A 13,167-nucleotide genomic window follows, 5' to 3' on the forward strand; every position below is an offset into this window, starting at 1 on the left:
AAAGTAGATGTTAATAACGCGAATAGTGCAATCAGTAATATTACATATCCGCCTATCCGCCTACCTATAGGAAAGCTATTTATATCAATTACCAACCTCTTAATATCACTCAGTGCTGATATTAAAACTTTCACACTATCCCCCCAATACTCTTATTCCCAGTTCTCTTTTTATTATATTACGATGCTTTGCCTCCGTTTTCTTATAAATTTCACGAACTTTATCCGCTTTCGCATTATCTGACAGATTATTTGGTATGCTAACTATCTTTTTGGTAATTTCGTTTCCTAAATCCTCTTGATATCTAGCGTACCGATCAGGAGGAATGGATAGTGTCACGCTCTCGTTTTTGCTATTCTTACCACTAACTGTTTTCTCTGGTGCGCTAGGCGCGAGTTTTTCATCTCCCGTGCTGTCAATTAATTGCGAAACTATTGCTGCAGCTTCGTTGTATGGAGCCACTTCTGATTTAAAAGGGTTAAGATATTGCCCGGTTATTCCAGGTGCGTTCATCTTTGTTTGTCCAAGTGTCGTCTTATTTGGCGGCAATGATTGAGATAGTCCCGGCGTACGAGATTGAAAATAAGCTTTTGTGTCCTCCAATATTCCGTTATTGTAGCTTGTCTTACGTTGAATCGGGTCTTGTCGCCTAGCTTCTTGCGCCAATGCACTTGGACTAAAGCTTTTCAGAAATGATGTAGCAACCCTTTCAAATATACCAATAGCTTTTTCTCCAGTTGTACCACCGTATTGCGGCTGGAATACATCTTGCACACCTCTAAGAGTAGACATTCCTAGAAATGAACCAGCCGCATCAGATAAAGTACCTCCCACTTGGTTATCTAGTGGTTCGTCTTTTCTTTCATTAAATGCAGCGCCTGCAGCTAATGGAAATGCTAGTGGCTGTAGTCTATTATAATCGAACTGTTTGTCTCCCTCTTGATACTTAGCGGCTTTTGCGGATGCTTCATGACCTTTACCTTCTAACATTGACTTTAAATATCGACCCATAGCAGATGTGTTAAAGCGGTACTTTCCTTCTCCAATTTGTTCTTTTAAAGCGTCTACGTTTTTATTTCCGCTATCATTAGCTCCAGTTATGATTCCCATACTACTTAATGCATAGCCCAGCGCAGACAACCCTGTTCCAGTTAACCCAAGCGATAATGTTCGTATAGCTTCACGCCGTGATGCATCTGACTTGCTCGTTAATTGGAATAGACCTTTTATTATCCCTCCAGGAGTTAGTGTCACAGCAGTTGAGGCAATATTCACGGGAGTTCTAACGAAAGGCAATACTGCTCCAATTGCAGGCTTTAAATACTTTGCTTTCCCGGGCATATTCGCTAAGAAATTAGCAGTGCTTCCCCCGAATGTATCCGATCGTTGAAATGTTGTATTTTTGCCAATCCGGTCAGCTTGTAAAATGGCTTCTGGAGGCGGATCATTAACGAACTTTTTAATGTGTTCATCAATGTTCGATTTACCTTTAATTCCTTTATTCTTAGCGTCTAGAAAGGCCATTTTACGCATCTCAGAGATTTGTACCGCTTTATATGCGCCATAGTCTGCGCCTTTTGCTACAGCACCCAGCGAGCGCTCTGCTAAGCTTAGTGGATTATACAAACTTTTGTATGTTAGTCCTCTTATTTCATTAGGTCCGGCTATTCCAGCGGGGTTAACGCCATTAAATCCAGCTTTACCTCCAACTTTTGCATATTTCATCCATCGGGATATAAATGCTAATGGATTTGTTCCATAAAGCGTTGTTGTTCGCGGCTGCTTCAGCAACTTACTCATAGGGATATCAATCATCGTACCAAATACGTCAGCGATTGTTCCTGTTGTCGCCATTATCGGACCCGATATTGCGTTAACCGCCTGTGTCGAGCTATTTAATAGCATTGCGATATACCGTAATGCTTGAATCTTATCCCAAAGAGACGACTTCTCGTAGCTATTTAGGATTTTTTGCATTGCCATGTCTGCATTAACTGCTTCGTCGCCTGACAATTCATTAACTCTCTTGGCTAATTCGCGTAATTTTTGAATATCCGTTTCACTGACAAGGTTTTCTTTAATGTATTTTTCGACAATTTTTTCTTGTAATGTCGTTGGTTTAGCAGGAGGGCGTGTCTTCTCCAAAACATCATGCGCTATATCGATAAGTGCTTTGCTGTCTAGTGGCTCTAGTGTTATTGGAGATTCTCCGTCTTTAGATAATTTGGTAACTTGTCTGAGTAAGTTCGAAACTTCTCTGTTAGCTTTATCCGCCGGAACAGATCCGCTTTCTACGTCAGCTATCTTTTTTGCCAAAGATTTAACTGATTGAAGATACTTCTGTTCCGAAGTCATTAAGGGGCTATTTTTTTTATTTTCCATGATCTCTGCTATTTCTTCTGAATAATCCCGCAGCTTTTGAATATCTTCAGGGTTTAGGTTCCCTTGTTTTGAATCAGAAATTACCTTGCGAACATGCGTAGCCATTTCTGCTACTATGGCCTTTTCTTTTTGCGATTCACCCGATAAGTTTCGTAAAACCCTGTTTGCCTGATTAATTTTTCCTTCGCTTATACTGCGAGATGTTCCAGTAACCAGTTTTTGAGCCTTTTCAAATACTTGTGCAGCAACGGGACGTATTTCTTCACCAAATAGCTTGACCATGTCCTCCGCGTAAGTAGCTGCTTTAATAGTCCCTTTTACTAATTGCGATGCCACAACAATAGAATGATCTTTCCATTCGTCAAACGGTAATGAATTCAGCCGACTTTTACGAGCTGCAATTCTAGCCAACGCAGCCTGCTCAGCATCATCAAAATAAGAAATAATCTTTTCACGCTTTTTAACGTCTTTCAGCTCATCGGGGAGAACGTCCTTCATTTCCTTAGGTGTCTTTGTGTACTTATTCGCTCTTTCTAACATGTTACCCAGTGTTTTTAGTTCGTCAGGTGATACAGTTTCGCCCTTTTCTAAGCGATTCAAAATTTCGTCAAACCGATTGGCTCTTACCCCTGCTCCCGTGTTATCTTGCACAACTGCTGCAAGCTCTTGAAACTTAACTTTGTCCGCTACCGAAACTTCTTTCCCGTTACGAGCAGCGGCACGAGTCAGGTTTAATAATTGCCCTTCAGGGCTTAAACGAGCGAGTAATGAAGCAGCTTGAACCGTTTGACCGCTTTTCGTGAGATCAGAAGCAAGTTTATCGGCAACATTCAATGACCTCTGATGTTCTCCTAAAGCATCTAATTGCTGCATCAATCTATAACCCGTAGCGATATGTTCAGCATTGGCTGATTGATTTGCAAGGAAGTCAGCTTCAGCTTTTGGCAGATCCTTAACGTTTTCATTTGCTTTCGCAACGGTATCCGCATTACGAGCAACATCGTATGTTTGATCGGTATTACGTATATTTTGTTGCAACTCTGACGAGAAGTTTCCGTTTTTTAATTGATTTTGATAATTCGCGCGTAAATTCTTTAGTTGTACTTCAGGAACTACCAGATCATTAATTTTTGGACTTTGTAACGGCGATTGTAATTCTTGAATAATTGGCTGACTGGATCTGGGAGAACTCAAAGCCCCCCGTACTTCTATTGGTTTTGAGTTAATAATTTCACCAGATTTCACTGCGTCAGGGTTAACCTCAATACGTGATCCGGATATTCGACTATTTGGTTGTATGATCTCTTGCTTGGAAAAGGGCGGCTCTTGTGGAGTGCGGCCGACACGCTCTACAGGTGACTCTGCACGACTTAAGGCTCCTTGATTTTTTATTAGTCTTTCTGTCCTTGTCTTAACGGGTAGCGGCGCTCCAGCCACTTCTCTTGCAGCTTGATACGTTCGTGCGTTCTGTACTAAGTCAGGATTTACACGATTTGGTTTAGACGGATATGCACGTTGGATTAATTCATCAAGACTTACACCTTCTCTGCCTGCCATCTGTGACCATAGAGATTCTAGATCGGCATCTTCACGACCAGGAGTAAATCTACCTTCTTCTTGCAATTGTTTAGCTTGTTGTATGAGGATTTCGAATTGTTCACGATATGGATTCGATTGCTGCGCTATCCTTCCCGTTGTCGGCGCTTGTATTTGAGGTTCAGGCAAACCTAATGGTCCTGGTGCAGGCAATTCTGGTAATCTCCCACCACCAAATCCCGGCATGGTATCGGGCGTTTGCGCTCCGTTAGCATTCCCGCGTTGGCGAGGTGCTGGGAGTGCTAGCATTTCTTGAATTTCAGTATCAGGAACTGTCACTCCGTTACGCTTAAACAATTTGCTGATCCCCGCACCTATCCCTGCTATCGCAACGTCACCGACACCGCCAAGCGCAGCTCCATAAAGAGTCGACTTCAAAACTTGGTCAGCATCAGTCTCTCCACGAACGCCACTTATAGAAGCTCCTTGAACGCCACCAGCTATCGATCCAGTTAAAGCGCGATTCGCTATACCGTTTGTGATATTTGATCCGATATTGATACCCACTGTGTTCAGAGCAGGATTTATCGCATTAGCGGATTTGGTTATTGCTTTCTGACCCATACTACCAATCGCTTGGCCTACCTTTGAATTCATAGCGGCGTTAGCTATCTTGTACCCACCAGTAATAAGCCCTTGTTCTAAAGCTGCAGGATTTGTTGCTAATCCTGCCAGTCCACCCAAAGCTCCAGCGATACCATTTACAATCTCAGACCCTTTAATAGGTGCTGTCTGAGTCTGGATATTCAAAGCGTTACCTGCTCCCTTTTGGAAAGCCGCTATTCCCGGCGTATAAGCTTCAAAGTAGTCACCCACTACATCCAATGGCTCATAGCCAGGGATATTATTAGCTGCCCGATGGTCTTTCTGGTTCAGTATCCACTCTTTGCTGGTCATAGGTATTTCTGGCTGATATCGCCAATCTTGTTGGTCAGCCACTCCACTAAGCTCAGACAAAACTGGATTCTGTTGTACTCGGGTAGTCGGGAATAACTTTTCACGTTGACTCTGCAGATCGATAAATGATTGCGGCGTTTGTGCAGGTTGCCTTACCACAGACGGCACTTGCTTCTGTGGCTGCTGCTGGAACAGATTGTTCGCTGCTTGCTGATTCTCAAATACGGTTGGTAGCAGCGGAAATGGATTGCTAACAGGTGTTTGTTTAACTTCTGGTTGATTACGAGATAAAGCCCCTCGAACTTGAAGGGGCTGTGATGTATTTTGGCGTGGCATTAAATCTTGTTGAGATACGACGAGATTTGACGATGTTTCGAACGCTGGAGGCGTATAGGTAGAATTAAGCACTGAATTTATGGGTGTATATGTTGGTTTTGGTGCTGTTATTCTCTTTTTTTCTTCCTTCTTAGCCAACTAGATCACCTCCTGCAAATAAAAGAAGCCGTCATTATGACGACTCCTCCGAAGTTTTTTAGTAGTATCCGTTTTTATCCCAGAATGCGAGAGCTTTTTCTGGCGTTCCATAACGATCTTTTACATACTGTATACCAGCAACCGCCTGTTGATATGGATCAGACCAATCAACCTTATTGCCACCGTAGTTTTTACGAGTGCTATCAAGAAATTGGAATAGACCTGCTGCTGATGATTTAGGGTTTTTAGCATTGGGATTGAAGCTTGATTCCCGCGCCACCAATTCAAGGATAGGCTGCACCCATGTTTGATCATATCCTCCAGCCTGTAGTGCTTGAATAACTGCATTTGATGCCGTTTCATACGCCTTAGGATTACCCTTTGCATCTTTTGCTGCTTTGTAATAGTTTCCGTATGAGCCAGCGGAACCTGAAGCGTTAGCCCCGCTGGCTACTGAAAAAACTCTGCATACTCCCTCTGTAGCGCATTTATTTCGTTCATTGTATACCCAGCTTTTGTGAGGGCTGTCACCACATCGGGACCACGCAATCCAGTTGTCGTAAGCATGTTAACGAATGCCTGCTCCCTAGTGTCAGGGTCACTGTATACGCCATATTTCACTTTTCCATCCTCGTCTGTTCCTACAACCTTCTGTAACGCCTGAGACAGCATGTCGCCAGCTGTAGATGCATTAACCGTTTTTTGTTCGCCAGCCTTTGCAGCATCGGCCCATTGTGAATACTTAAATTTGTCCTGGTCTAGAGTTAATGAAGCTTGTCGATATGACTGATCAGATGTAGGAGTGCCAATTGGAACGCCTAGGATAGCTGATACTGCTGGTGTCGCAGCTCCTGTAGTTTGCCATTCTTGCAATGCGGATTGTCGTGTTGCAAGTTCTCTATTTTGTTGCTCGCTTATTAGACCGCTTGCCACTTGTTGACCTTGCAATGTTTGAGGTTGCCCTCCTGCAGCAACTTGTCTACCATAGCCACTCCAATCGCTCTGAGGATTAACAAGTTGTCCGAAACGATCCATGTATTGGAATGCTGTATCTTGATTCGCTTGTTTATTCTGTAGATCCATTGCTTGCCCTTGTAGTGTGCGCGTACCACCTAATTGCGACAGTTGATTCATGCCGTAATTGTTTCCGCTGTTTGAGCCGGACGCGCTAGTACCGTTTGGGAGGTTGCCCGTTTGATTTGCCAAGTCCATAGCTTGACTCCAATCCTGTGCTCCACCCGCAAGTGTGCGTTGACCTGCATAATTTCCAGTGAGTTGACCGACATTCAAGCCGAATGTGCGCTCAGCTGCGAGTAGTTCTTGGTAAATAGCCCGTTGACGCTCAGGAGTAAGCTTATCGAAGTTCGCAATCTCTGTAGATAGCGAGTTAAGCGTATTGTCTAACTGAGACGCACGAGATGTATCGTCAATTGACCGGCCACGTTGTACTTGTGACAACTGGTAGTTGGTAGCTCCGCTGAATGGATTTTTATTTCTGAGCAATGCCTGATCCTCTAACGTTCTGTTGTCTTGAATGAGTTGGTTAGAATACGCTGCATTATTCTTGAGTGAGCTCATTTGCGTGTTGATGGCATTTAATAGTGCCGCTCTCTCCGTTGCTGTAGCGTCTGTAGCTTGTTGCTGTAATTGACCAGAGTTTTGTACGCTGGTTACTGCATCATTCGGCATATACCCGCCTGAAGATGTTTGAATAGCTTGTTGCGGTGCTGTGTATCCAAGGTTGGTGGTCAAATACTTTTCTTGAGCTGTTGTGTCTAAACCTTGCGCTTTATTAGTAGCGATAACGTTTTGGGTACGAGTAATCTCGTCTTGTTTAAATGTTGGATCGCTGGCGAGTTTAGCTTGGTTTGCTGATATTGCTTGATTGGCAGCACCGGAAGTGCCGTATGTCGCTCCACCGAACCCTGTAGAAGGTGCTGATGTAGAAGTTGCTGCATTTGCAAGTGGCGCACTTGCTTGCGCTGCGCTCATTGGCTTGAGGGTATCGTACTGCGCTTGGTTAGCTGCGCTTGTTGGAGCGATTCCTAAATTCTTTTTACGCTGTAATTCTGCCGCAACTTGTGCTGCACTCATAACCGCCATGGTTCATGCCCCTCTCTTTTCAATTTCCGAGATAACATATGATATAGGGATAGACTCCGTTATCTTTTTATTTGCTGAGATGCGAGATGTGATGCCAATTACCTCGCCTTGCCTATTGAGCAGTACGCCGCCAGACGAACCGTGATCCGTTGAAACGTTACTAAATATCATCTGCAATCCGTATTTTTTAAACGTGGTTATAATTGACCCCGTCGATACTTTAAGCCTGTTACGCGGATATCCGATCGCATATACCTCTTCTCCCACCGTTGGGAGCTTTGTGTTATAAGAGAGCGGAGTGCCTGATTCCAACTGGAAAGCCATCAAATCGAGCTGTTCATTGGAAAAAATTACTTTATCCGAATCAATCGACTCACCGTTTATTTTTATATCACGACCACCACCAGCAACGTGATAATTGGTAACAAACACTTTTCCTTCGATTACGAACCCACTGCCTTGTGAGTATACGCCGTTAATGTAGCACTCTATAGGGAGGATGGATTCAAGAATCTTGTATGCCGGTCCGACGTTAATTACCTCTTTACCTTTTGCAGTAACGGGCACAGAAAAGGCCGTGAGCAGGATGATCACCAGCAACACGGCCTTAATATTAATTTTCGGTTTTTTCATTGTCATTCTCTTGTTTCTTCCTCTCTGCTTCTTCAGCTTTGCGGATTTGTTCAATTAACAAAACGTCATTATCTATTGCTTCATGGGTCATACATGCACACCCTCTTATTTAGTAATTTTTAGCAGAAAAAGAATATCCACATTCTACCACACTAGGAATTGATAGCGATATACTATTTACTATTTCTTAAGGTGTCCATGTGCCTGCGATAAAGTTGTTAAACACGCGTCCGTTTGTGTTGGATGCTTTGTTTGTTAAAGCCCCAGTCAGAACATTGTTGGTCATGATTGTTCTGTTTGTGTAATCAAGCCCGAGCGTTCCGACATGATTACCCATAACCTTGTTGTATTGGTTCAATGGAGTTGTGAGGAAGCCTACATTGATATCAAATCTGTCCGTGAATCCGCCTGTATTGTTACCTATGGACACATTGTTTGAAATGGTCACGTTGTCGCTTGCGTAGCTCCATATACCAACCTGACCACAACTTTGCACGTTGTTGGAGTCAATTATCCAGTTTTGACTAAGATCTACTCCTATGCCGTGTGTTCCGCAAACGCTGATTGTATTCCCTTGAATAATACCATCCCTAACATTCGTGCCTATTTGAATGGCTCTTTGACTCATCGTAAAGAACATATTATTGGCAATAGTATAACCCTTTGATATCGACGCTTGGACGCTTGCAAATATACCTTTTTGGCAGTTTATAAAATGATTTCCTGTAATAATGACACCTGAGTAATTTAGAGTTTTTATTGCCGAACCACTCATTAACTCGAATCTATTATTTATGATCCTAATGTAGTTATGATTAGTGTTTAGTTTGGCTGAGTGAGTACCGATACCATCTACGCCATTTGTGAATGTGCATTCTTCGATGGTTATGTCGTAACATAGTGTCTCATCATACGGACCAAACCACGGAAATACCGATGAGTTAAGCATGAGATCCAGTTGTATCATCTCAGTTGCGCCTACACCCGCATTGTTATCGAATGCGCACCCTTGAATTACTCCGCGCTTAACAGCATTAAACTCGATCATGTGCCAAATAGGGACATTTACAAACTTTACGTCTTTTATCAATATATCCGTGGCATGAGCGAAGCCAACCGCTGTACACGCCGTAGGAAAGCTAGCTAGATTACCATCAAATATCCCGCCTATAACCTTGATCCGCTCTCCTGCGTTATATCCGCCTATCGTTCCATCGCTCTTATTAATAAGCATTGCATTGATGGACGATCCTCTTTTGATTACCGCGCTAGGATTCATGAGTAGAGTTGCAGTAGATGGAATTTGTAGTATTTGAGTAATGAGGTATGTCCCAATCGGTACGTACACGATACTACCTGTAAAGGCAGCATTCAGAGCAGCTTGAATGGCATTTGTATCATCTGCTATGCCGTTCCCTATTGCACCGAATTGCGTGACGCTGTAAATATTCAGTCTAGCAATGACGCTAGTTGACACTAAACCGGATACATAATCAAAGTTTTCGTTTGTTGTGTTTACAATCGCCTGAATGGCTGCATCCATTGCAGCAGAACTCGCTGCGGTTCCTGGCGTTGTATTGGTATATAAATCAGTTAGCGGCGATTGTGGAACGTATGCCATATTACAACCTCCCCGAAACTGAACCTATCAATTTTTCACGTAGAATAATGACGGGTTCGTCCCTATTATTTCTCCATCTTCTTTGGAAGTATTTCGCTTTTTTATGAAACACAAGTCGTTTTGCATTGTTTATTAAATCCGTGTAATCAAGATTCGCACATTCGGCAACGTCCCACCCCGGAACACCCCAAATAAACACGGTATTTCGCAAGGCTTCAACGTCATACCGCGTACCGGATCCGTAGATTATTGCCACATCTATGGATGATTTTAGCGGGAATTGTTGTGCCTCAACTAAATAGTAGTGAAGGTAAGAAGAATCACCGCTGAACTCGAAACTCAGCAGACCTGAATACACATCAAAATCAACTGGTGTACCTGTTGTTTTACCTATCTCGTTCCAGTCACTATACAGATCAGTTGAGAAGGCGTGTAATAGCTTTGTCGCACTACCGAAGTAGTTTATTCCATTGAATTTTTCTAAAGCCCCTACTGCCCACGGAAGCCTCCAAACGTACCATTCTGAATTGCGAGTGTCGTAGCATAGGATATAATTTGTCGTGTCCCGTTTAATCGAGATAAGCATCTGACTGCGATCTTGATCGAACCATACGACTGCTGCTTTCTTCTCTGCTTCCGTGAATCCAAACTCATTAATATCGAGCTTGTTCTCCGTTATAGATTTTGTTGCATATTGCCTATCTCCTGTAGACAGCGCCGTCACGGTATAAATCTCATGTACGCCGCTGTCGGATAAATACGCGATCGTTTCTGTTCCATCCGGATAAGTAATGCGTGCCATCCCTCGCGGTGAGATGTTCCCGGCCACAGTGTTTAAAAATCGATTTCCGCTGAATCCATTCGCCGTAACGCCATCATCGAACAACTCGCCCGTCAAAAAGCCCCATCCCCTGCGCATCGGAATGAGGCAAACGTTATTGAATGTAATGCCGGGTCCTGTGATGATGTCGTTATTTCTCACCCACCGCTCAAATTGAACGACTGGGAAATAGTCGAATGTGTATCGTTTGGAGTAATACACTGTATCTGAACCGTCTGTTACAAAGATATGACCGCTATGCACCCAGCAATATTTAATGCCTAGCGCGTTTATCGTGGTCAATCCGTTTGGCGGTGCTGGATTCGGATCATTAGCAGCTGGTGTGACGTTCGCAACATTCGTTCCGTTATAACGCTTCACACTTCCTCCGTCCGTTAAGAACAGCACAGATGCACTCGTTGCGTCCGTAAATGCCACGCTGTACACGTTAGGAGTGACGAATGGATTAGTCATAGTCACTGCATCTAAGTCGTCTACATTGAGTTTGTAGAGCGTGTTAGCAGATACTGCGTATAATTCTTCGGTTGTTTGGTTAGTCCTATAGCCAGTTAGATGGCTAATAGCAGATGGCACCGCATCATTTATGACTGGCGCTGATCCGTCTCTTTTGCCTATCGTGTTGATTGATCGCATACAAGCATCAAAAGCGCGTCTCTGCGACCCCTGAGGCAATTGAGCAGGATTGAGGGCGGTGTTAACGCCTAATGATGGGTAAACCTCCATGACTAACTCTTGTACGTCTTCTGCGGCCATCTATCCACCCCCAAAAGCCATGTCCACATCATTCAGGCTTGGGATAAATCCACCTGATGAGTGACCGCGTGCATCGATATTCGCTTGTGTTGCTATTTTCAGGTGCTGTTGAGCTAGTGTGTAAAAATGCACTGACAAGCTCTTTGAGTTAGGCAAACTCTCTACAATCAAAGCAACCGTGTAATAAGCAAGTCCCATACTACCCGCATCAGGAAATTCGATAGCGCTTGACGTTTGTACCACTTGCGCAGGATATGTCAGGTAATGTAGCGTGTAATCCCCAACCATACCGCGCACATGAATCTGTGTGTTTGACGATTCACGCCACCAACCAATCTTCGTATCGACAAACGATGTGCGTTTAGCCGTTTCGCTGCCTGATGGATTAATGATCCTAAGCGGAGCATATAGGCTTGATATGTCCTGAGTGCCTGATTTAAACGTCACAAAACCATCTAAGCTAACCGTAAGTGGATCAGATATTTTCATTACATACGCAATTTTCGCCAGTTTTCGCAAAGCATTGTTTAAATAAATGAATATAAAGCTGTTCTGCGCGGTGTCCGTTCCCCCGATTTCTTCGATGAATGAGGCGGAAAGCTTTTTAATCGTAGGCAATAAATCGTCTGCTGTTATCATCGCTTACCACCTCTCTTTTATGGTGAGATCAGGGTTTGTGAAGCTGTAATTTTGAATGATTTGGCGCTTTGTGGACTGATAAATTTGTGCTGATCGGTCATAGTTTAGGGTTGCTACCTGACCTAGCTTTTCCTGAGTAGAAAACAATTCGTAGTACCGCATTTTGCAGTATGACGTGTATATGGTGATGTACCGATCAGGAAAATCGATTACATCAGTTTCTGTTGTGAAATAGGTGAGAATCTTGTAATAATCTATGTTCAACGTGTCAAGTGTCGGAAACGCTATAGGGAACTCTATTAATCCGTTATATATACGGTAATTTACCGATAAATCTCGGTTAATACCTGCGTCAATATCACTTTCTAGCCACAACCGATTTATTTCCTTTGCGTCTACTGGCAATGCGTAGGACAAGTCAGTTGTCGTTAACGCGATTTGGAACGTTGTAGCCGGAACATTTAGCGCTACGCCAATGTCCATATTCGCATCATTGCACCAGTTGATGATTGATTCATGTTCAATGACTGTCATGCCTGTCTCTCGGATCACTACAGAGCGAATATCTCCTAACGTAACAGCCATATCATCACGCTCCGAATGGGTCTGCGTACGCCTGCAGGTCGAATGAACCTTGAGCTGTAGCGCCATTAACGTATACAATCCGCGCATAGTACGCATGGCAATAGAATCGGAATGCTGCAGGTGTACCGCCTGTAACTGCTGCTGTATTTGATTGGTACCACGTTACTCCATCAAACGATTCCTGTAGGCTTATCGTCCCTGATTGATTTGCGCTTACTAGTCCCCTTATCTGGTTGTACATCTCCGACTTGAACACTGGTCCCTCGTATGTCGCATTCGACCCCAACGGTGTCGTTGACCGGTTCTTCACCGTTCTTATGCAGCCCATCTGTCATTCCCCTTTCGAGCATCTTTTCTAAGAGTTCATTTGTTCGGCGTTGCTCCACAATCAGCGCATTTAACGCTTCTATTTCAATTCGGTACATGATTACCTCCATAAAGAAAAAAGGGGAGCATTAGCCCCCCCTACTTCTTACCTTCCATAAGTCCGTTTTCGTTTAAAATGTCGATGAATAAATTCCAACGCTCCGAACCAGCACGCTGCGCTTCGTCCATCGTGTTAGTGATTTTATGCTTGGCCGTGAATGGAGCCTTGCGTTTAGGCTCTCCTGTTCCAGATTCAAACCCTACTCTCTGCACCATG

10 protein-coding genes are annotated in these 13,167 nt (G+C 43.6%); all 10 read right to left on the reverse strand.

The genetic code is table 11. From position 1 onward, the window contains the following. Nucleotides 1-135: 135 nt before the first annotated feature. The 10 genes from FGT79_RS11345 to FGT79_RS31090 all read right to left on the reverse strand — a co-directional run bounded on the left by FGT79_RS11345 (nucleotide 136) and on the right by FGT79_RS31090 (nucleotide 13,166). Nucleotides 136-5,349, reverse strand: coding sequence for a hypothetical protein (locus tag FGT79_RS11345; RefSeq protein WP_138752755.1), 5,214 nt, complete (start codon nucleotides 5,347-5,349; stop codon nucleotides 136-138). Between the two features lie 58 nt (nucleotides 5,350-5,407). Further along, nucleotides 5,408-5,650, reverse strand: a complete 243-nt coding sequence (locus FGT79_RS31085; protein ID WP_171056174.1) for an aggregation-promoting factor C-terminal-like domain-containing protein — start codon at nucleotides 5,648-5,650, stop codon at nucleotides 5,408-5,410. 149 nt (nucleotides 5,651-5,799) lie between these two features. Continuing rightward, entirely contained in the window at nucleotides 5,800-7,452 is a 1,653-nt protein-coding gene (locus FGT79_RS11355; RefSeq protein WP_138752757.1) for a hypothetical protein, read from the reverse strand. Between the two features lie 3 nt (nucleotides 7,453-7,455). Next, nucleotides 7,456-8,085 (reverse strand): S1 family peptidase, encoded by a 630-nt coding sequence (locus tag FGT79_RS11360; protein ID WP_171056175.1) that lies wholly within the window; start codon nucleotides 8,083-8,085, stop codon nucleotides 7,456-7,458. A gap of 187 nt (nucleotides 8,086-8,272) precedes the next feature. Further along, nucleotides 8,273-9,706 carry a right-handed parallel beta-helix repeat-containing protein gene (locus FGT79_RS11365; RefSeq protein WP_138752759.1) on the reverse strand — a complete coding sequence of 478 codons (1,434 nt, stop codon included), beginning with the start codon at nucleotides 9,704-9,706 and terminating at the stop codon, nucleotides 8,273-8,275. 1 nt (nucleotide 9,707) lies between these two features. Further along, nucleotides 9,708-11,300, reverse strand: coding sequence for a hypothetical protein (locus tag FGT79_RS11370; RefSeq protein WP_138752760.1), 1,593 nt, complete (start codon nucleotides 11,298-11,300; stop codon nucleotides 9,708-9,710). Continuing rightward, nucleotides 11,301-11,939, reverse strand: a complete 639-nt coding sequence (locus tag FGT79_RS11375) for a hypothetical protein (protein ID WP_138752761.1) — start codon at nucleotides 11,937-11,939, stop codon at nucleotides 11,301-11,303. 3 nt (nucleotides 11,940-11,942) lie between these two features. Continuing rightward, nucleotides 11,943-12,524 carry a phage adaptor protein gene (locus FGT79_RS11380; protein WP_138752762.1) on the reverse strand — a complete coding sequence of 194 codons (582 nt, stop codon included), beginning with the start codon at nucleotides 12,522-12,524 and terminating at the stop codon, nucleotides 11,943-11,945. 4 nt (nucleotides 12,525-12,528) lie between these two features. Continuing rightward, nucleotides 12,529-12,852 (reverse strand): hypothetical protein, encoded by a 324-nt coding sequence (locus tag FGT79_RS11385; RefSeq protein ID WP_138752763.1) that lies wholly within the window; start codon nucleotides 12,850-12,852, stop codon nucleotides 12,529-12,531. A 137-nt stretch (nucleotides 12,853-12,989) separates the two neighbouring features. Further along, complete coding sequence (locus FGT79_RS31090; RefSeq protein WP_171056176.1) at nucleotides 12,990-13,166, reverse strand: hypothetical protein; 177 nt, start codon at nucleotides 13,164-13,166, stop codon at nucleotides 12,990-12,992. Between the last annotated feature and the right edge of the window lies 1 nt (nucleotide 13,167).

This window comes from Paenibacillus sinopodophylli, from assembly GCF_005930355.1.
Taxonomy (GTDB): domain Bacteria; phylum Bacillota; class Bacilli; order Paenibacillales; family Paenibacillaceae; genus Pristimantibacillus; species Pristimantibacillus sinopodophylli.

Bases quoted from the DNA above. Each gene is read 5' to 3' on its own strand.
- FGT79_RS11375 (WP_138752761.1), bottom strand. From the start codon at position 11,939: ATGATAACAGCAGACGATTTATTGCCTACGATTAAAAAGCTTTCCGCC.
- FGT79_RS11360 (WP_171056175.1), bottom strand. From the start codon at position 8,085: ATGAAAAAACCGAAAATTAATATTAAGGCCGTGTTGCTGGTGATCATC.
- FGT79_RS31090 (WP_171056176.1), bottom strand. From the start codon at position 13,166: ATGGTGCAGAGAGTAGGGTTTGAATCTGGAACAGGAGAGCCTAAACGC.
- FGT79_RS11370 (WP_138752760.1), bottom strand. From the start codon at position 11,300: ATGGCCGCAGAAGACGTACAAGAGTTAGTCATGGAGGTTTACCCATCA.
- FGT79_RS11385 (WP_138752763.1), bottom strand. From the start codon at position 12,852: ATGGGCTGCATAAGAACGGTGAAGAACCGGTCAACGACACCGTTGGGG.
- FGT79_RS11365 (WP_138752759.1), bottom strand. From the start codon at position 9,706: ATGGCATACGTTCCACAATCGCCGCTAACTGATTTATATACCAATACA.
- FGT79_RS11380 (WP_138752762.1), bottom strand. From the start codon at position 12,524: ATGGCTGTTACGTTAGGAGATATTCGCTCTGTAGTGATCCGAGAGACA.
- FGT79_RS11355 (WP_138752757.1), bottom strand. From the start codon at position 7,452: ATGGCGGTTATGAGTGCAGCACAAGTTGCGGCAGAATTACAGCGTAAA.